Origin of the sequence: Flavobacterium sp. ov086 (assembly GCF_900187965.1) — a bacterium.
Lineage (GTDB): Bacteria > Bacteroidota > Bacteroidia > Flavobacteriales > Flavobacteriaceae > Flavobacterium.
Window position 1 is genome coordinate 87,128 of sequence record NZ_FZNL01000003.1, and the last position, 21,161, is coordinate 108,288.

General features: G+C 31.3%; 13 protein-coding genes. 12 read left to right on the plus strand and 1 reads right to left on the minus strand.

The window, feature by feature from the left end; genetic code table 11:
- The first annotated feature begins 68 nt into the window (after nt 1–68).
- The 11 genes from CHB81_RS04045 (at nt 69) to gwsS (ending at nt 16,432) form a co-directional block, all read left to right on the plus strand.
- Complete coding sequence (locus CHB81_RS04045) at nt 69–1,628, plus strand: class I SAM-dependent DNA methyltransferase (protein ID WP_089350614.1); 1,560 nt, start codon at nt 69–71, stop codon at nt 1,626–1,628.
- A gap of 353 nt (nt 1,629–1,981) precedes the next feature.
- Nucleotides 1,982–3,154 (plus strand): restriction endonuclease subunit S, encoded by a 1,173-nt coding sequence (locus CHB81_RS04050; RefSeq protein ID WP_089350615.1) that lies wholly within the window; start codon nt 1,982–1,984, stop codon nt 3,152–3,154.
- Between the two features lie 99 nt (nt 3,155–3,253).
- A complete protein-coding gene (locus CHB81_RS04055) occupies nt 3,254–5,026 on the plus strand; it encodes a DUF262 domain-containing protein (RefSeq protein ID WP_089350616.1) in 1,773 nt (590 codons plus the stop codon).
- Nucleotides 5,016–7,190, plus strand: coding sequence for a DUF262 domain-containing protein (locus CHB81_RS04060; RefSeq protein WP_089350617.1), 2,175 nt, complete (start codon nt 5,016–5,018; stop codon nt 7,188–7,190). The genes CHB81_RS04055 and CHB81_RS04060 overlap by 11 nt, the downstream gene beginning before the upstream one ends.
- 75 nt (nt 7,191–7,265) lie before the next feature.
- Nucleotides 7,266–10,715 carry a DEAD/DEAH box helicase family protein gene (locus CHB81_RS04065; RefSeq protein WP_089350618.1) on the plus strand — a complete coding sequence of 1,150 codons (3,450 nt, stop codon included), beginning with the start codon at nt 7,266–7,268 and terminating at the stop codon, nt 10,713–10,715.
- A gap of 74 nt (nt 10,716–10,789) precedes the next feature.
- Nucleotides 10,790–11,695 carry a DUF5655 domain-containing protein gene (locus CHB81_RS04070; protein WP_089350619.1) on the plus strand — a complete coding sequence of 302 codons (906 nt, stop codon included), beginning with the start codon at nt 10,790–10,792 and terminating at the stop codon, nt 11,693–11,695.
- Between the two features lie 478 nt (nt 11,696–12,173).
- A complete protein-coding gene (locus CHB81_RS04080) occupies nt 12,174–12,383 on the plus strand; it encodes a hypothetical protein (protein WP_254920957.1) in 210 nt (69 codons plus the stop codon).
- Between the two features lie 94 nt (nt 12,384–12,477).
- Entirely contained in the window at nt 12,478–14,238 is a 1,761-nt protein-coding gene (locus CHB81_RS04085; RefSeq protein WP_089350622.1) for a hypothetical protein, read from the plus strand.
- Between the two features lie 11 nt (nt 14,239–14,249).
- Entirely contained in the window at nt 14,250–15,176 is a 927-nt protein-coding gene (locus tag CHB81_RS04090; RefSeq protein ID WP_089350623.1) for a hypothetical protein, read from the plus strand.
- The gene (locus CHB81_RS26800) at nt 15,166–15,333 is read left to right on the plus strand and encodes a hypothetical protein (RefSeq protein WP_176427489.1); all 168 of its coding nucleotides are present in this window, start codon (nt 15,166–15,168) and stop codon (nt 15,331–15,333) included. Before CHB81_RS04090 ends, CHB81_RS26800 begins: the two co-directional genes overlap by 11 nt.
- A 1-nt stretch (nt 15,334) precedes the next feature.
- Nucleotides 15,335–16,432 (plus strand): grasp-with-spasm system SPASM domain peptide maturase, encoded by a 1,098-nt coding sequence (gwsS, locus tag CHB81_RS04095; RefSeq protein WP_089350624.1) that lies wholly within the window; start codon nt 15,335–15,337, stop codon nt 16,430–16,432.
- On the opposite strand, the gene CHB81_RS04100 is transcribed toward gwsS, so the two are convergent.
- Nucleotides 16,401–18,002, minus strand: a complete 1,602-nt coding sequence (locus CHB81_RS04100; protein WP_089350625.1) for a Na+/H+ antiporter — start codon at nt 18,000–18,002, stop codon at nt 16,401–16,403. The genes gwsS and CHB81_RS04100 overlap by 32 nt on opposite strands.
- A 447-nt stretch (nt 18,003–18,449) precedes the next feature.
- On the opposite strand from CHB81_RS04100, the gene CHB81_RS04105 reads away from it, so the two are divergent.
- Nucleotides 18,450–20,798, plus strand: coding sequence for a mechanosensitive ion channel family protein (locus tag CHB81_RS04105; protein WP_089350626.1), 2,349 nt, complete (start codon nt 18,450–18,452; stop codon nt 20,796–20,798).
- The last annotated feature ends 363 nt before the right edge of the window (nt 20,799–21,161 follow it).

A 21,161-nucleotide genomic window follows, 5' to 3' on the forward strand; every position in this document is an offset into this window, starting at 1 on the left:
ATAATCAGAATGCACGGTATAACACACAATACAAACTTACCTTTGCATTTTTAAAATAACAAGAATACATGATCACCGGAGAATTAAAAGCACAAATTGACAAAATCTGGAACGACTTCTGGACAGGCGGAATATCGAATCCCTTAACCGTAATCGAACAGTTTACATACCTTATCTTCTTAAAACAATTAGACGACAAACAAATCCTTATCGAAAAAAACGCAAATCTACTTGGCGTGACAACGCAAAAGCATATTTATACCCCAGAACAAAAAGAATTGCGCTGGAGTAGTTTTAAAGACAAAGATCCTGAAGTGATGTTTGAATTGTTTACCAAACAACAACGACATTTAAATGATGTTACCGTTTTTGATTTCATGAAAACGTTGGGTAAAGATGGCGGTGCTTTTACACAATACATCAAAGGAGCTACTTTTATGATTCCTACGGCTAAATTATTAGATCGTGTAGTACAGCAAATTGACAAATTGCCGCTTGACAATCGCGATACAAAAGGAGATTTATACGAGTATATGTTAGGCAAAATTGCCGAAGCAGGAACCAACGGACAATTCCGTACACCGCGACATATTATTCGTATGATGGTTGAAATGACCAAGCCTCAAAAAGAAGATACTATCTGTGATCCTTCTTGTGGAACGGCGGGGTTCTTAGTCGCGGCTTCTCAATTTGTACATGAAAAACACGAAGATTGGTTCATGGAGCAAAAATTCAGGGAACATTATAATAAAAATATGTTCAACGGGATTGAAATTGACCCGTCGATGATGCGAATTTCGGCAATGAATTTACAATTGCACGGAATGGAAAACCCAACTTTAATTGGAAATTCTGCATTAAGTGAAAGTAACAATATTAGCAGCGAATATTCTTTGATTTTGGCAAATCCTCCATTTAAAGGAGCTTTAGATTATGATGAGGTTGAAAGCAGTTTACTAAATGTTACCAAAACCAAAAAAACCGAATTACTATTTTTAGCCTTGATTTTACGAATGCTAAAATTAGGCGGTCGTGCAGCAGTTATTGTGCCTGACGGTGTATTGTTTGGTAGCTCAGGCGCCCACAAAAATATTAGAAAGGAATTGATCGAAAACCAACAACTACAAGCGGTGATTTCGATGCCAAGCGGAGTTTTTAAACCATATGCAGGAGTTAGTACCGCTATTTTATTTTTTACCAAAACAAATTCCGGAGGTACAGGTAACGTTTGGTTTTATGATATGCAAGCTGATGGTTTTAGTTTGGATGATAAGCGAAACCCGCAACTATCTGAAGAAATTTTCGAACAATGTTTTGCTAATCCCGAAAGTGTTCTGGATGAAATGAACGGTAAATGTGACATTCCTAATATTCTACTAGATTGGAAAAAATATAGCGGAAATGTTAAACCGAAAAAAGGCGAAGGACAGGACAAAACCCAAAAATCATTCTTAGTTTCAAAAGCTGATATCGTTGCTAACGATTATGATTTAAGCATAAACCGATACAAAGAAATTGTTTATGATGAGGTCGTTTACGAAAAGCCACAAACCATTATAGAAGCTATTAAGGAAATAGATAAAAGACGTCTGGAAGCGATGAAAGATCTAGAAAAAATGTTAGGCTAGCGGAGAAAGAGTGATTTGAACCTCCGACATTTTTTGTTTTGCAGAGAGGAAGGGATTCTATTCCTGACCTCAGGGTTATGAATCCTGCGCTCCTTAAAAACAGATGTGACCGCGGAGGGGTTCGAACTATAAACCCTCGAACTATTACAACATTTAGTAAAATAAAGAGGAAAAATACGACCGCCTCTTTAGAAGGCAAGTGCTCAAATTGTGACCTCGACTGGATTCAAACCTGTAACCTTCTACAAATTAACTTGTAATTGGAGAAAGATTTGAAGCTTTGACCATCATTCGAAAATGTATTTAAAAAATAAAAGTAAAAAATAAATTTAGATTTATAAAATATTAGCATAATGTGTAAAGTTAAATTTAAAGAAATTGCAACAATTACAGCAGGACAAGCAGCTCCAAAAGAATTTTCAAATAATGGGCTTCCATTTATTAGAGCTGGTCATTTAGAAGAATTAGTTTCCGGTAGTGAATTGAATAAAATTCCTAAAATAAATAATGAAATTGCAAAAAAATATAAATTAAAAAAATTACCTAAAGGATCTATTTTATTTGCAAAAAGTGGAATGAGTGCAAAAAAAAACAGAATATACATTTCAAGTGAAGACAGTTACTTTGTAAGCCATTTGGCTGCTATACTTCCCTCTGAAAATTTCAATACAAACTATTTAGCAAGATATTTAAATTGGTTTAACCCAACAAACTTAATCCTAGATGATGCTTATCCTAGCATTAGATTAGAAGACATTAAGGAGTTAGAAATTCTACTTCCTACACTTTCTGACCAACAAAAAATTGCCAACATTCTAGATAAAGCTGATGAACTAAGACAATACAACAAACAACTTGTTGAAAAATATGATGCTTTGACACAAAGTTTGTTTTTGGATATGTTTGGGGATCCTTTGAACAATGAGAAGAAATGGGAAAAGAAAAAATTAGGTGAATTAGGATCTTTTAAAAATGGATTAAATTATACAAAATCGGAAAATGGGAAAGTTGTTAAAATTTTAGGTGTCGGTGACTTTAAAGACTTTTGGAAAATATCAAACTATAGTAATCTTTCAACTATTGAAATAGAATCTTTCCCTTCACCTGACTTTTTACTAAAAAATGGAGATTTAATTTTTGTTAGATCAAATGGCAATAAAGATCTAGTTGGAAGATGCTTGATTACTTATCCAAATGAAGAAAAAGTTACATATAGTGGCTTTTGCATAAGATTTAGAAAAAGCAGTTTATATTTAAGTGATATGTATTTAGTTCAATTAATGAGAAATAAATTATTCAAGAAATATATTTTTAAAAATGGACGTGGTGCTAATATTCAAAATATTAATCAAGAATTATTATCTAAAATAGAAATACAGTTACCTCCTATTAATCTTCAAAACAAATTTGCAGAATTTATACTTCAGATAGAAACTCAAAAACAGCAAGCGCAAGAAGCTTTAGAGAAAAGTGAAGCTTTGTTTCAAAGTTTATTGCAAAAAGCTTTTAAGGGAGAGTTGAGTTAATATAAAATAAATTATAGAAAGTTTTATTTTTTATCACCCAAAGCTCTAACCAATATCTTTATATCATTCTACTTAACTTACTATCACAAAACCACAACTATGAATAACATTACTTTAAAAGCAATTGGCGAGGAAGATTTTTTAAAAAATCATTTTCTTATTCCATCTTATCAAAGAGGCTACCGCTGGACTGAAAGAGAAGTAACTGATTTATTAAATGATATTCTGGAATTTCAGAATAAACGAAATAAGGAAGAAGGAGAATTTTATTGTCTTCAGCCTATTGTAGTCATTAACAAAAATGGAAATTGGGAAGTTATTGACGGTCAGCAGCGACTTACTACTTTGTTTATCATTTTAACCTATTTGGGAGAAGCGAAGAAATATTTGTTTCCAAACTCCCAATTATATTCTATTGAATATGAAACTCGCGAAAAAGATGGCAACAGCAGTAAAGAATTTTTAAATCAACTCAAAAACAGCACTGAGATTGACAAAACCAATTCAGATTTTTATCATATGAGTCAGGCTTTCCTCACGGTAAAAACCTGGTTTGAACAGTCTGGTGTAAATGTTGGAGATTTTTTAAACACACTACTTAAAACAAACTTTCATGAAGGAATTGATATAGCAAATAATATAAGATTTATATGGTATGAAGTTGTAGAAGAAAAAAATCCCATCGAGATTTTTACACGTCTAAATATGGGTAAAATACCTTTGACTAATGCTGAACTTGTTAAAGCCCTGTTTTTTGTAACTGATAAAGATGAAAGCAATAAAAAGAGACATCAGCTGCAAATGGGATATGAATGGGACCAAATAGAAAATGCACTTCAAAATAAAAACTTCTGGTATTTTATAACTTCACAACCTTACAAAGGTTCTAATCATATTGAATTAATATTTGACTTAATTGCCCAGAAATATGTGCATTTAACTTCTATTGATGCAAAATACAAAAATGATAAATTATATACGTTTTATATCTTTAATAATTTAATTGCTCAAAAATTAGTTCCAGAGGGCAAATCCAACACGACAGAATCTGTAAAAAAACAACTTTGGGATGAGATTAAAACATCTTATCGTCAATTTCTAGATTTTTACCATCATAATGAGTACTATCATTTAATTGGTTACTTAATTCACTCCAGTGAAAGAAACAACATTTCTGATATTATTTCGCTGGCTGATAATGAAACAAAAACAGAATTTGAAGCAGCATTGAGAAAAAAAATAAAATCTCAATTTACATTTGAACTAAGTGAGTTATCCTATGATAATTATAACGAAACGCATAGAGCCCTCTTTCTATTCAATGTAATCTCTACAATGAAAAGTAACTATAATAGATTCCCATTTGAAAAGTTTAAAGAAGAAAATTGGAGTTTAGAGCATATTCATGCACAAAATTCTGAAGGTTTAACCAAAGAACAAAAACGCCTGCTGCTTGAAGAACAAAAAACTTATTTTGAGAAAAAGAACACTGTAATTTTTGACAGAATAGTTCAACTATTAGAAAAATCTACACTAAATGATCCGGAATTTAACGCTCTTGAAGATGAAATCTTCTTAAAATATTCTGATAAAAGTAAAGAGCATTCAATACAAAATATGGCACTTCTAAGTAAAGATGATAATTCTGCCTTAAACAATAACATTTTCCCTATTAAAAAAGACAAAATCAAACAATTAGACGAAAAAGGATCTTTTATTCCAATGGGAACAAAAAATGTTTTTATGAAATATTATTCAAAAAATGTTGAACAAAACGTAAGCTGGAATACAGAAGATCAGCGTGCTTATTACAACGAATTAGAAAAAACACTTCACGATTATTTACCTCAAATTATTACAAATGAAAACTAGTTTTTGGGAACTTATCTCGCAATACAAAATTGAAATTCCAATAATCCAGCGCGATTATGCACAAGGAAGAGTTGAAGAATACAGAATAGCAATTAGTTTTATAAATAAAATAAAAATCAGACTTTTAAATGATGAAAACTTAAATCTTGATTTTGTTTATGGAAAAACAGCTGATTCCAAATTAATTCCATTGGATGGTCAACAAAGATTGACTACGTTATTTTTATTGCACTTGTTCATTGCAATAAAAGAGGGTAAAATTTCTGAAGAAGTAAAAGATAAATTAGTCAACTTCAGTTATGAAACCAGACCTAGTTCTCAAGATTTTTGTCTAAAAGTAGTCACTGAGGGAATTTTAAATTTTGATAATACAAAACTAGTTAGTTCGCAAATTGAAGATCAAAAATGGTTTTCATTATCCTGGAAATCAGATCCAACTATAAAGGCAATATTTAATATGCTTGATATTATTCAGGAAACCTTTCAGGATACTACTATAGATTTATTTGAGAAGCTAACTGATAGTCATTTGATTACTTTTAATTATTTGCCATTGGATAAGTTCAAATTAACTGATGAACTTTATATAAAAATGAATTCAAGAGGAAAACCTCTAACCGAATTTGAAAATTTCAAAGCTAACTTTTCATATTTCCTTGAAGAGGAAGAAAAATCTAAATTAGATAATGAATGGTATGATATTTTTTGGAAACTAGAAAGTACAAAATCAACTTTAGAAATTAAAAATATTGACAATCAATTTTATAATTTCTTTTCTAATATCACCTTGAATTTTTATGTTGAAAAACAGGATATTGATAAACAATTTACTGATAACTATTATCTATTTAATCATTATAATACAGTTTACGAAAACAAAAGCACATCTACAAAAGACATACATGCTATATTAGACGCTTTAAAAACATATAATGATGACGATAAATATTTTTTCGATTTCATCAAAACAACATCCATAACTTATTGGGAACGAGTGAGATTTTATGCATTAGCAAAATTTTTCATTAAAAAAGGAGAATTAAATGATACGAATAAAGACATATATAAAAACTGGATGCGTATTTGTAAAAACTTAATAAACAACACTTTAATTCAAAGCCCTAGTGAATTTTATACTGCCATTCGATCAATTAATAAATTAAGTGATGGTTTAGAAGATATTTACCAACATATAATTTCCAGTTCTGTGGTGCAAGGTTTTCTAACAACGCAACAAGAAGAAGAGCGACTTAAAGCAGAATTAATTTTAATTCCAAATTCTAATTGGAAAAATGAGATTCTAAAAATTGAAAATCACGCCTATTTTGATGGTCAAATAGGTTTTATTTTAAACTACTCAAAAGAAGAAGGAGAATACAATATTAACAAGTTTTCTAATTATTCTTCCTTATTGAGTCAATTGTTTAGCGATTATAAAGACACTAAGGATTTTCTTTTTCAAAGAGCATTAACTAGTATGGGATATTACTTAGTGGATACAAGCAATAGTAAAACATTTTGTAGTTTTGAAACGGGTCTTCGTACTAAAATCGACAATTGGAGAAAAGTTTTTAATGATGTAAATAAAAGTTTAATTTTAAAAAGCTTATTAGATAATATCAATATTGATTCCTTAGAAAGTGATTTAAATTCTTTAATTGATGCATATACAAAAAATGATTGGAAAAATATTTTCATACATAATTCTGCTGTAATAGCATATTGTTCTAATTTTCAAATTAAAAAAAATAAAGAAAAAATATATCTGGCACGAAGTACTGCTAACAGTTGGAAGAGGAAAGCAGAATTATATTCCTATGATTTGTATTCAAGATATTTTGAAGATAAGCCATTAAAACCATTTACCCGTAGTAATTATTACGATACAATAGATGAACCATGTGTTTTTATTGAAAATTGGTTTTTTGGAAATAATAATTTTGCATTAGACATTTACTTTGAAGATGGTTTTTTATTAAGTTTTTATGATAGATATGAAAATGAATACCCAGATGTAATAATAAATACCTTAACTGAATTAAATTTTGAAATAAGAGATTCAAGGTATCATTTAAATACAATGATAAAAAGCAAAGAAGAGGTTTTTGAACTGTTAAATAAATTATGTGCTGACTTTTTATTGTTAACTACAACTATCGCTTAACTTTATTATTAGTTTATAGAATACTACCTTTAATTAACAAATTAAGTAGTATTTTAGTCCTATCAACATAAAACTATGCAGAGTAACTTTACTTTTCTTCAACAAGAATTCCCTGAAATCTATCGTGAGATTACAGATGCCGAAAAACATACTTTTACGGCACCTCGATATACAGCCTTGTTGTGCAGAAGTACTCTTGAAAAAGTCCTGTTTTGGTTGTATAAAAATGATGAAAATTTAGTATTGCCATATGATACTAAATTAGATACCTTACTGCGTAACGAAAGCTTTATCAACATGCTTCATCCAAATATGTTGATGGAGTTAAATGTTATACGATTAAACGGAAATAATGCCGCACATGGCAAATCTGTAAAGGCTCTGGAAGCTTTACAATCATTAAAAAACAGTTTTAGATTTTTATCCTATTTAAGTAAGTATTATAGCGAAGCTAATCCTGATATTCCGGCATTTGACGAGAGAGTAATTCCGTACGGAGATACAAATGATAAAAACAAAAAGCAACTTGAAGAACTTGCTAATCAGCTCGAACAAAAGCATACTGAAGCTCAAAATGCACTAAAAGAACAAGAGAAACTTGCCGAAGAGAATGATTTACTTCGTAAACAATTACAAGCGCAATTACAACTTATAACGGAGCGTAAAGAAGAACGTTATCAAAAAATAATAGAAGAAAAAGATATTCCTGAACTGACTTCTGAAAAAGAAACAAGACTTTTATTAATTAATCTATTATTACGTGAAGCAGGTTGGGACAATCTAAAGCAAGGCAGAGAAATTGAATTTGAGGTTAAAGGCATGCCATTAACTACAAATCCATCAGGCAAGGGTTTTGTTGATTATGTTTTATGGGGAGATAATGGTTTGCCACTAGCAGTAGTTGAAGCAAAAAGCACTGTTCATAGTGCTACAAAAGGAAAACATCAAGCTTACTTATATGCAGATTGTTTAGAAAAAAACACTGGGCAGCGCCCAATTATTTTCTATAGCAATGGTTTTGAAACCCATATTTGGGATGACACTTTTTATCCTTCAAGATTAACACAAGGCTTTTACACCAAAGAAGAACTACAAATTCTTATCGAAAGACGTTTCGCTCGCAAAGATTTACGAGAATTTGGAGTCAATATAAATATCGCAGGAAGATACTATCAGCTTGAAGCTATCAAACGTGTAGCGGAGCATCTCGTTGGTACAAACGAAAATAAATTAAAAGGCAAAAGTAGAAAAGCTCTATTAGTTATGGCAACCGGAAGCGGAAAAACTAGAACTGCTGCTGCAATGGTCGATATGTTTACTAAATGTAATTGGGCAAAAAGGATTTTGTTCCTGGCAGATAGAAATGCTTTGGTCACTCAGGCCAAAAACGCCTTTAAAGAACATTTACCACATCTCTCTGCAATTGATTTAACAAAAGAAAAAGAAGATAACGGAACCAGAGTAGTATTTTCTACCTATCCTACTATCATGAATAAAATTGATAGTTTAAAAAGCGATGAACGCTTTTATGGTGTGGGGCATTTTGATGTGATAATTATTGATGAAGCACATCGATCTGTTTATCAAAAATACCAGTCGATTTTTAATTATTTTGATTGCATTCTGGTTGGATTGACAGCAACTCCTAAAAAAGAAATTGACAAAAACACTTATAGCTTATTTGAAATCGAGGATGATAATCCAACCTATGCTTATGAATTAAACAAAGCAGTAGAAGATAATTATCTTAAACCACCTAAAGCTTTTAAAATTCCTTTGAAATTTCCAAGAGAAGGCATTATTTATGACGCTCTTACAGATCAGGATAAAACTCGCTTCAGGGAAATCTTTGGAGTTGAATTTGGAGACGAAAACGAAGTCCAAAATGTTGATAAAAGCAAGATCAACACTTGGCTATTTAATACTGATACGATAGATAAAGTGTTAGATTATCTAATGAGCAATGGTCAGAAAATTGCTGGAGGAGACAAAATAGCTAAAACAATTCTTTTTGCAAAAAACCATAAACATGCTGCTTTTATAGAAGAACGTTTTAATAAAAACTATCCACAATATGGCGGTAACTTTCTGCGTGTTATTGATAATTACGAAGATAAAGCGCAAGATTTATTAGAGCGATTTTGCTTTGACAAAGGCGATGAAAAAGATCCTCAAATTGCTGTTTCTGTTGATATGATGGATACTGGTGTTGATGCACCAAGAGTATTAAATTTAGTATTTTTTAAAGAAGTAAAATCCTTTTCAAAATACTGGCAAATGATTGGTCGTGGTACACGTTTATGTCCCAACATATTTGGTCCCGGAAAAGATAAAGAGTACTTTTTGATTTTTGATTTCTGTGGTAATTTTGAATACTTTGGAGATAATCCGGACGGTGAAACTCAAAAAACAAGTCTTTCTCTGTCTCAACAAATATTCAATATCAAGCTGGAAATTGTAATAGCAATTCGACAGTTGCAAGACCCAACAGAAGAACAAGAAACTATTCAAATTCAATTTACTGATGATTTACATCAATTAGTTAGCAATTTAAATGAAAATCGTTTTGAAGTTCGAAAACATTGGCGCTATGTACTAAAGTATAAAAAAAGAGACCGTTGGAATAATCTTTTGCAAGGCGATATCCTTAATATACAAAGCAATTTATCTCATCTTATAGATTACAATCAGGATAAGGATGAACTTGCTAAACGTTTTGATTTACTAACCTATAAATTACAACTGGCATTAATTACATCCGATAAAGCTCAAGTTAAGCACATTGGTAATATTTATGAAATTGTCAATTTATTGTTTACAAAAAGAAACATCCCGGCTGTACTTGCTAAAATCGAAACAATTAAAAAATTACAAAAAGATCAATTTTGGAGTACCATAAATACAATACAAATAGAAGATTTCCGGAAAGAGCTTAGAGATTTAATGCAGTTTTTGAAAGACGAAAAAAAATTAGATCCCATATATACTTCGCTTACGGATGAACTTCATTTAGACAAAGTTGAAGAAGTCGATGTTCTGGCTAGCTATACTTCACTACAAAGCTATAAAGATCGTGTTGAAGCTTTTATCAGGAAAAACAAATCACACTTGGTAATTGACAAATTATATAAAAACTTACCCATTACTAATGATGAATTAAACCTTTTGGAACATTTTTTACTACAAGAAGCTCTAGAAAGTAAAGATCGATTTGTGAGGGAATATGGAGAACAACCTCTGGGGAAATTTGTTCGTAATATTATTGGTCTTGATATAGAAGTAGCGAATCAATTGTTTGCAGACTTTATTAGTAAAGGGAATTTAAACAGTAATCAAATTACTTTTATTCAAAAGATAATAAATTACCTGAATAATAAAGGAGTAATAGAAAAACAATTATTAACTCAATCCCCTTTTAATGAGCAACATGATCAGGGAATTTTCGGAATTTTTCCAGAAGAAAACAAACTCATACAAATCATTCAGGTAATTAATGATGTAAATCAAAATGCCGGTTTTGCATAAATAAGTTTTCTCTATAAAATCTAAAACAAAAGTTATAGGTATCTAAAATATTACCTTTTGAAAAATTAAAAAAAATGAATCTATATCAATCCAAAAATTCCAACAATCTAAATATTTTAAAAGAAAAACCTTTTAAACTGGAACGAGAAATACAAATTCTATTTGAAAAGAATCTTTCTGAGTTGATGGGTTTAGAAATGGTTAATTCGGAATTTGTTATAAAAGGTAAACGTATTGATACATTGGGATATGATCCACAATCTAAGGCATTTGTTATAATTGAATATAAACGAGATAAAAATGTAAGTGTAGTAGATCAAGGCTTCACTTATTTAAGTTTAATGTTAGAAAACAAAGCCGATTTTGTTTTAACTTACAATGAAACTCTTAAAAAGTCGATTCACAGTTCTTCAGTAGATTGGTCACAAACAAGAGTTGTTTTTGTTTCTCCTAATTTTACAGAAAATCAAAGGCTAGCTACTAATTTTAAAGATATTGCCATTGAATTATGGGAAATAAAAAGATATGAAAATGATGTGATTATTATTAATCCTATCAAAAAAACCAAATCTGCAGAAACCATTAAAACTGTGACAAAGCAAAGCAGTTTAATAAAATCAGTCAATGAAGAAATCAAAGTTTACAATGAAGAAGATCATTTAAATAGAAGAACTGAGGAAATTGTTGAATTATACGAAAGCTTTAAAGAGGCTCTTCTCAATCTAAAACCAGACTTTGAAATTGTTCCTAAAAAATGGTATATAGCTTTTAAATTAAATAAAAATGTTGTTGATATTGAATTACAGGCAAAATCATTAAAAATCTGGATTAACTTAAAAAAAGGACAATTAGATGATCCGAAAAATTTAATGAGGGATGTTTCTATAACAGGTCATGGTGGCAACGGAGATTATGAAGTAAATGTAAAGGATACTGAAAATCTAGAATATATAATGAGTTTAGTAAAACAAGCCATTTAGTTTTAAATACTAATAAATTCCCCTACTCCTCATACATCTCCACCAATAACCTCGTCTCCTCCAAATCCAGTTCCTTTTCAATCTTCCTAAAAATCTCTTCATTGACAGAACCCGATTTATGCATGAATTCTAATTTGTTGCGTTCAACATTCAAAAGATCGATTTGAAGTTTGGTAAAATCGTTGAAGATCTCGCCTCTCATAAGCTTTTCTTCTCAATTTTTTACTTCAAAAACATTCAAACAGCAAACATTTTTCTAAATATTTATAAGAAAAATATTATTTTAACATTTATATTGTGTAATATTGGAATTACAAATTATTCTTTCTTTTTATTTTATGTAAAGTGCACGTTACGAAAAAACAAATTGATTTTGATGATTTTAAAACGTTATTTATTAATTAAAAAATGAAAAATTATGAATTTAGAAAGTTTAAAATTAGACAAGTTTAAAGACTGTACTTTAAAAAAAGAACAGATGTTCGAATTGAATGGTGGCGGAATTAAAAGTACCGCAGGTAATATCTGTGCTTTTCATGGAGCTTCACAACGATTGATGAATTTTAACTATGGATATGATTCTAATAGAGATGGAGTTCTGACCTATCATGATAGAACCCAAATTAAAGATACTTGTAGTGGATTTATAACTGCAAGTAGTCCTGATGGTCCTCTACTTCGAGAATAATTGTTTTGAGTCTGAACTGTATTCTAGCAGTCCAGACTCATTTTAAATTGCCAAAACTCTATTAGTATTTCTTTTAATCTAACGCGTTATTATTTTGAAAAAAACATATATAATATCTCTAATTATTTTAATAAACATAGCTTTTATCAATGTTTCATTAGGACAAAATCAGCCAAAACAAATAATATATAATCAAACTGATTTTGAAAAAAACAAAGCATTCGATGAGATATATAGTTTGTGGGATAAGAATAGAAGGAATTGGTTTTCAGTGCCAAATGATAGTAGTGTAAAAACATCTTATTTTGTAGATGCCAGAAAATATAAAGGAATTATTAATTATGGTATAACCTTTCGTAGTAAGAATTATCGAAACTTTCGTTTTGTTGAACATTTATCAGAATGTTTTCTAAAAGTAGAAATTAGCAAATGTGTTTATAACCCAAAAGACAATAGTATAGACATAGAAGGTTTTGTTAGTGGAAATGATAATTGGGGTTCAAATCAATTTATTAAAACAAAAAAAACAAAAAGTGATATTGAGATATTTCTAGGACAAAAAACGGATACTATAAGATTTTGTTATTTGGGTAAAATTGTAAATAAAGATAGCGTAGAAGTAAAACTGAGAAACAAAGAAATAGACCAATCTTCTACAATTCTGGACACATTTCCTGCTTTTTATTTTAAAAACTATTTACCTAACAGAACAATTCTAGGAACAAGACAGCCATTTAAAATAAGCGGAAAAGTCACAAAAAACACATTGCTTGTATTTGGCTCAGTCTCATCTTATTCTGAGATTTTTGATTTAGGTTCTATGATTTATAACCCGAAAAAAAATCAACAAAAAAAAATAATACAAAAAGAAGAACTTGATTGCAGACCTCTGATCAATAACAACAAATTAATAGCAGATATTGAAAAAGAAAAAGCGCAAAAACAAGAAATCACTTATTATACCCACACACAAAAAGCTGAGAATTATATTCTAAGCAGACAATATGCACGAGCTAAGGAAGAATACAATTTGCTGAGTCAAAATTATCCCATTTTATTTGCCAGAGATATTCATAACGCTATTCGTTGTGCTATTTTATCAAGAGATATAAAATCAGCTTATTGGTGGAGTGAAAAATTAGCTTTAAAAGGCGTTGATCTTACATACTTTAATGCCAAAATTTTCAACGGATTACGAAAAAATCCTGAATGGAAAAACTTTAGTATCAAATACGATTCAATCTGCAAAAATACGCAGAGTAAATGGAATTTAAATCTAAAAAAAGAATTAACAAATTTACAAAACGAAGACCAAGCTGAATATGGATTGGAAAACCGAAAAAGTTCAAAAGTATTATATGAAACAACCGAAAGAGTTACCGGTAAACTGATCGATTTATTAAAAAAAGAAGGTTACCCATCTGAAGAAAGAATAGGTGCCTATATAATAAGGGACACTAGTTTAATATCTTATCCTGATTTTAATATTTTAATTATACACGCTTCCCAGCAAAAGCCCGAAAATCTGAATGTTTTAAACAATCTACTGGATAAAAGCGTTACCGCTTTTGAGTACGACAGTAAAAGAAGTTCTAATAACGATAATCAAATTGGTTCTTGTTTTAGCATTTATAAGGGCAATTTATATAGTTCAAAATCTTGTGGAAGAAATGATGTAGAGATTAGAAAAATAAGTTTCAAATTCAGTAATCCTAGCGGATTTATTATGGATTATGGAAATTTTGTCGTTGAAGCTTATAACCCTAAGAATCCAAAAGCGGCGGACGATTATTATGCAGAAAACTTCAACTTAATTATGAAGCTTACAGATGACTGGGAGTTTTATGATAAATAAAAACGCAGATTATGATTTTGATATATAGTAAAGATGTTGATGATTTTGTAAATAATGTTATTGATTGTCTGGACAGCAATTTTATCAGAATAGGAGAATCTGATAAAGTGACCATCGAAGCAATGGATTTTAGCAATGAGAAAAACTCTTATGTTTTAAAAACCGGATATTTAGAAAATATTGAATTAGAAAAAGTTCAAAGTGTTTGGTTTAATGGTGGATGTATCAAATCTATGGGAAATAATTATGAAGATAAATGTTATGAAGTTCTCAATGATGCTTTTATTCTGCAAAAATCAATTAAAAAAATAGGAAAAAGAATTGCTGATTTCGAAACCAATCGCCTTGATATAATGCTCGAAGCGAAAGAACAGGGAGTGAAAATCCCGCACACGTTAATTACGGGAAGTAAACAAAAATTACAGACATTCTATGATCATTTTGCTAATAAAAACGGAATTGTATCTAAGAGAATATTAGACATTCTGTATTATCAGGACAATGAATTTCGGTATAATTTTAATTTAACCTTTCAGGTCACTTCTGAAATCCTGGCAAAAGTACCTGACGAATTTATTATTTCATTTTTTCAGGAAAGAATTATAGCCGATTTTGAAATTAGGGCGATTTATATCGATGGCTCTTTTTATTCTATAGCTATTCACGTTTTTGATGATACTATTGATTATAGAACAAAGCTTATTGAAATGGACAATTTAAGAATGGTTCCTTTTAAATTGCCCGTAGCTATTGAAGAAAAACTTGAAAATGTTTTTAAAAAATTTAATCTCAATTATGGTTCGGCAGATCTTATGTATTGTAAAGGTGATTATTATTTTCTTGAAATAAATCCAACTGGGCAAGTAAGCTTTATGAACAATACCTGCAATTATTATTTAGAAAATAAACTAGCCAAAATTCTGGAATATGGAAAATAAAAAACCAATCAATGTTTTTAATGGTTTAAAATCGAAAATGAATATGGATACTCAAAATCAAACAAAACCAAAAAGTAATCTGATTACAATTCAATCATATCAAAATTCTCAAAACATATCGAAACCTTTTGTCAAACCCATTTCTAAAATAATCTGATTTGAAACAATCCAACTTTATTCTTTTTGCCGACTGTATTCCCGTTAAAGGAATTAACAGAAGTATTATCTGTGATACAAAAAGCAATAATTTTTATTTGATTCCAAATGGATTATACGATATTCTGGAAAACTACAATGGCAAAACTATTGAAGATATAAAAAATGATTCTGAGCATAAATATGATGAAATAATTGATGAATACTTTGATTATCTAATTGATAATAAACTGATCTTTTTTAATTCAAATCCAGATTTGTTTCCCAAAATGTCAACAGAATGGAATTCTCCTTCTTTGATCACAAATATCATTATCGATTATGAAACAATCATTCACGACTTTAATGTTTTAATTCCACAATTTGAGACATTAAAATGTTCTTACATTCAGCTAAGATTTTATAAAAACATAAGTATCGATTATATCAGGAATATTGCTGAATTACTAAAAAAAGAAAAATCGAGAATTGTTTCCATTGACTTTATAATTCCCTACTATGAGAAATTTAACCTTGAAGAATTAAACACATTATTATCGGAAAATAGCAGAATACATTCAATTGTCGTTTTTAATTCGCCTTATAATAAAAGTTTTAAGCCATTAAGGCAAAACATGGGTTATATAATGCAAGTAGCAAGAAACATATCTAACGAAAAATATTGCGGAATAATAAATGAAGAATATTTCTATTCAAATATTAAACTTTTTAGCGAATCCATTCATCACAATACTTGTCTAAACAGAAAAATATCCATTGATAAATATGGTTATATAAAAAACTGTCCTTCAATGACTGCAAGTTTTGGCAATATAAAAGATACTACTTTAGAGGAAGCTTTAAACAAACCCCATTTTAAAAAATATTGGAACATTACTAAAGATCAAATAACAGTTTGCAAAGATTGTGAATTCAGACATATTTGTACAGATTGTCGTGCTTATACTGAAGAACCTGAAAATTTTTATTCAAAACCTTTAAAATGTGGTTATGATCCATACAAAAATGAATGGTCAGAATGGAGTACAAATCCTTTAAAACAAAAAGGAATTGAATATTATGCAATCCCTACTCCTCATACATCTCCATCCACAACCTAGTCTCCTCTAAATCCAACTCCTTCTCAATCTTCCTAAAAATCTCTTCATTTACAGAACCCGATTTATGCATGAATTCTAATTTGTTGCGTTCAACATTCAGGAGATCGATTTGCAGTTTGGTGAAGTCGTTGAAGATCTCGCCGCCCATAAGATTTCCTTTTCCGAAGAAGTTGGCTGGGAGTTCGGTTTTTTGGAGGCGGTTGAATTTTACTTCGTATTTGCTTTTTATATTGTGTAGTAAGTCGTCGTTGAGTAAGGAGAAATTATCTTCGATGTGAGTAATAGTTTGCGAAACGATGATGTTTCGAATTTCGTATTCTTCGGCAAGTATAGAATACTTTTCAATTTTTAGTTTTTTAATCAGCCAAGGTAATGTCAATCCCTGAATGACCAAAGTGGAAAGTATCACACAAAAAACGAGATAAATGATGAGGTTTCTCAATGGGAAAGCTTCTGTTTTATTCATCATTAACGGAAGCGCCAATGCAGCCGCCATCGATACCACGCCACGCATTCCGGACCAACCAAAAACAATCATGTTCCGGAAATCAAATTCTTCCTGCAAACGGATCTTTTTACTAATATATCGTGGTAACAATGTCGCGGGAATCACCCATAAAAAACGCACCACAATCACGACCAAACTTACCGAAGCGCCCCAAACAAACAACGACCAACCCGAGTAATCACCAATTCCTTCAATAATTTGTCGCAATTGAAGTCCAATTAAGATAAAGATCAATCCGTTTAGAATATTGGTTAAAACGCTCCAGATTGTTCCGGTCATGATTCGGCTTTCGTGTGTAAAAATAGTCCCCGATCTTGCCGAAAGAAAAAGTCCTGTGGCAACGACAGCAAGAACACCGGAACATTCAAAATGTTCTGCAATTAAATAAGATGCAAAAGGCGTCAGCAAAGTTAATGTGGCTTCGATAACCTCGTCGCAAACAAATCTTTTATGAATAAAACTCATCACATACCCAACAACTAAACCAATCGCAATTCCTAATACAGACATTACCACAAAGTTTAATCCTGCTTGCCAAAGCACAAAATTCCCGGCTGTAATAGCTGTTAAGGCATATTTGTAAGCGACCAAACCACTCGCATCATTCACCAGACTTTCGCCTTCGAGAATCGCAATTAATCTCGGGTGTAAACCCAAACCTTTTGTAATAGAAGTTGCCGAAACTGCATCCGGTGGCGAAACAATTGCCCCCAAAAGAAAAGCCAACGGCCATGAAATATCATCGATCAACATATGTGCGGCAATCGCAACAGCAACTGTAGTAAAAAAAACCAAACCTACAGCCGCAAGTGTAATTGGCCGAATGGTTTGTTTAAAATCAGACCAACTGGTGTACCATGCAGCGTGGTATAAAAGAGGTGGTAAAAAGACAATAAAAACCACTTCGGGACTTAAAGCAATTACCGGAAGCCCGGGAACAATACTGATAATAACTCCGCAAAGTACCAACACAATCGGGATGGGAAAATTGTACTTTTTACTAACAAGACTCAGGAAAGCGACTCCAAATAGTAACATGATAATTACGGTAATATTCTCCATTTTGTAGATGTTTTGGTATTTTGGTGGTATAAGAGTACGAATATAATATTTTTAAAGTTTTCTTTTTACTTCTCTCTTTTTTGCTCGCAGATTTAGCAGATTAGGCAGATTTTTTTCTGTTTTGTGTTTGCTTCCCTTTGTTTTTTTTGCCACTCCCGAGACTTCGGGATAAATGGGGTAAAAAGATTATTCCTTGTAGACTTTAGTCTATGTGAATTCATGCAAAGTAAATCTCCACAAGTAAATCCAAAACGAGAATCCAATCTTTGTCGAGCTTCTCACGAGGATTTCTCCTTCGTCGAAATGACAATATTGCACATAAACTTTGCGACTCTGCGCCTTTGCGCGATTAATCACAAAATCTCTTTTAACCAAATTTTATCATACTCTTCATCATAAATACTACAAAAAAAATTACATTTGAAGGTTCAATTTATGCCCTAAATTATGATTCAGAAAAGACATTCGATTTATTTACTTGCCTTGCTAGCAATATTATTTTGCGCACCACTCGCCTATTCGCAAACAGCTCCTCCAAAAGCCGAAACCAAATCTAAACTATTTGAAGAAACCACTACAGATAGTGATTATTTGATGGCGATTGAAAAAGCCGGAGAAGTGCTGGAATCTGCTCATAATGACACTGAATTTGACGGAAACAGTCACCATTTGTTTGGCGATATCAAAAGAACGCAAAGCAAACTTGATCTTATTCTGGAGAGTTTAAAAGGTGCAAATCCTAATGTGCGCAATCAGCAGATGTATCGTATTGTGTTAAAGGAAATTGAGCAGGAACTCGAAGAACAGAATAAAGGCATCAATTCACGCAATCTGGCTTTGGAAAAAATCAAAGGCCGTGTAATTGATTTACGCAAGGATAAAAACCTCATGACACTTATTAAGGATACCATCCGTCGCAAGCAATTTAAAACAGAATTAGCCAATCTTAAAAACAGATACCTGAGCACAGACAGTTTAATGACCAAAAATCAGGGCATTCTAAACAATAACAAAAGACTTACTGTCGAAAGAAAGATTGCGGTTTCGAATGCCTTAATTACTGTCGAAGCCAATTTGGAGAAATCAGGAATTGGAATGCTTAAAGAAGACTACCCTACTTTGTGGAGTAAAAGCGATTCGACAGCTAAAAAAATAGTAGGCAAAAACATCAAAGCCAAAATCATTATCGAAGAAAATGTCGCAGCCTATTACTTAAGTTACAGAGCCGGCGGTTTAATCACTTTGGTTTTATTAATGGGATTATTGGGCTGGTATATTTCCCGAAATATTAAATACCTAAAAAGCAACGGACATGACGAAAATCTGTCTCAATTTAACTTCAAATATTTAAATCGAGGTGTTATAATTCCTGTCGCTGTCATTGGACTTAACATTGCTGTGGTAAGTAATTTATATGCTCCGGCATTGTTTATAGAATTGATTCAGCTTGTACTTCTGGGACTTCTTACGGTTCTTTTTAAGAATAAATGGTCGGCGGTAGCCCTGAAAAACTGGGTATATCTTTTAGTTTTATTCTTTATTCTGTGCTTTCTGGACTTGTTTATCACAGTAGGATTTATTCAGCGTTGTGCTTTTATTGCCATCAATATTTTGGGAATTCGTTACGGCTTCGTTCAGATTAAAACTTTAAAAGAACAACTTTATATTAAAGGATTTTTTAAATGGGCGACGATTATTTTTATTGGTTTAAATGTCTTATCAATCTTTAATAATCTTTTCGGAAGAGTTTCATTATCCAATATGCTAACTCTTACAGCCTTTATATCACTGACACAGATTGTCGCTTTAAGCGTTCTTTTGAAAATTGTTTTGGAAGTTATTCTTTTACAGATTTACACAACCCGAATTAAACGAGGTCTCGAAAAGATTTTTGATCATGAAACGTTATCAGAAACACTAAAAAAACCTTTCATTATCATCATCACTTATATGTGGATTGTTGTAATCGCAGCCAATCTAAATACCTGGGAATCGCTGCGTGCCGGCTTAACCTCATTATTAAGTCACCCAAATACAATTGGAAGCATCACTTTTACTTTAGGAAACATTGTATTGTTCTTCATCATTATTTGGATAGCGCATCTATTGCAAAAATATGTAGCTTACTTTTTTGGCGAAATCGACGATGAAAACGAAGAAAATGTCAATAAAAGACAACATTCTAAATTACTCATCACAAGGCTTGTGGTATTAATTGTTGGATATCTTCTTGCTGTTGCCGCATCCGGAATGCCATTAGACAAACTAAGTATTTTGTTGGGAGCATTAGGTGTTGGTGTTGGACTTGGATTGCAAAGTGTGGTTAATAACTTCGTTTCGGGTATTATTTTAATTTTTGATAAACCAATACAAATTGGAGACGTTATCAATATAAGTTCTGATTCTGGTCGTGTGAAATCGATGGGATTGCGAACTACCAAGATTAATTCAGCAAATGGTGCCGAAATTATTATTCCGAATGGTAATTTATTATCTCAAAACATTACCAACTGGACTTATACGGACAATTTTAAACTGGTAGAAATTGCCATCGAAGTTAGTGGCGAAATTATGCCGGAAGAAATTAATACGCTAATATTAGAATCTCTGGAAAGTATGGAACTAGTGAATAATACTAAGCCTCCTCAGATTTATTATACAGCTATTGCCGATGGAAAATTCAAATTACAAGTAAAATTCTGGTGCAGCATTTACCGTACCGAAGAAACAATAAGTAGTGCAAGACAAATGTTTTACAGTAATTTTAAAGCTAAAGGTTTGACTTTATCTACGTAATAAAATATTTCAATTTCAGAAGCCGTCTTATTGCTACAATTTGACGGCTTTTTTATTACAATCGATATTAATTTAACCTGTTTGTGCGTAATTATTTTAACACATAGTGTTCGGCGTATAAAAAAGGCGTTTCACTTATTTTAAAATTCATCTCGATGCTCAATGTCATTAAGTTCGGTTTTTAAACACAATCCCTTTGCGATCTTATAGCAAAGCGTAATTCACAAAAACTTTGCATACTTTGCGTAATTCTTTGTGTCCCGAGGCTTAGGGATGCGGTAAAATTTTCTTTGTCGAGTTACTTATGGGCTTCTCCCGAAGCGTCGGGATGCTCAGCCTGACAAGATTGCGTTTAAAAAAGTT

Coding starts and splice junctions, on each gene's coding strand:
- CHB81_RS04100 (WP_089350625.1), bottom strand. CDS start 18,002: ATGGAGAATATTACCGTAATTATCATGTTACTATTTGGAGTCGCTTTC.
- CHB81_RS04105 (WP_089350626.1), top strand. CDS start 18,450: ATGATTCAGAAAAGACATTCGATTTATTTACTTGCCTTGCTAGCAATA.
- CHB81_RS04045 (WP_089350614.1), top strand. CDS start 69: ATGATCACCGGAGAATTAAAAGCACAAATTGACAAAATCTGGAACGAC.
- CHB81_RS04060 (WP_089350617.1), top strand. CDS start 5,016: ATGAAAACTAGTTTTTGGGAACTTATCTCGCAATACAAAATTGAAATT.
- CHB81_RS04055 (WP_089350616.1), top strand. CDS start 3,254: ATGAATAACATTACTTTAAAAGCAATTGGCGAGGAAGATTTTTTAAAA.
- CHB81_RS26800 (WP_176427489.1), top strand. CDS start 15,166: ATGGAAAATAAAAAACCAATCAATGTTTTTAATGGTTTAAAATCGAAA.
- CHB81_RS04050 (WP_089350615.1), top strand. CDS start 1,982: ATGTGTAAAGTTAAATTTAAAGAAATTGCAACAATTACAGCAGGACAA.
- CHB81_RS04090 (WP_089350623.1), top strand. CDS start 14,250: ATGATTTTGATATATAGTAAAGATGTTGATGATTTTGTAAATAATGTT.
- CHB81_RS04065 (WP_089350618.1), top strand. CDS start 7,266: ATGCAGAGTAACTTTACTTTTCTTCAACAAGAATTCCCTGAAATCTAT.
- CHB81_RS04070 (WP_089350619.1), top strand. CDS start 10,790: ATGAATCTATATCAATCCAAAAATTCCAACAATCTAAATATTTTAAAA.
- CHB81_RS04080 (WP_254920957.1), top strand. CDS start 12,174: ATGTTCGAATTGAATGGTGGCGGAATTAAAAGTACCGCAGGTAATATC.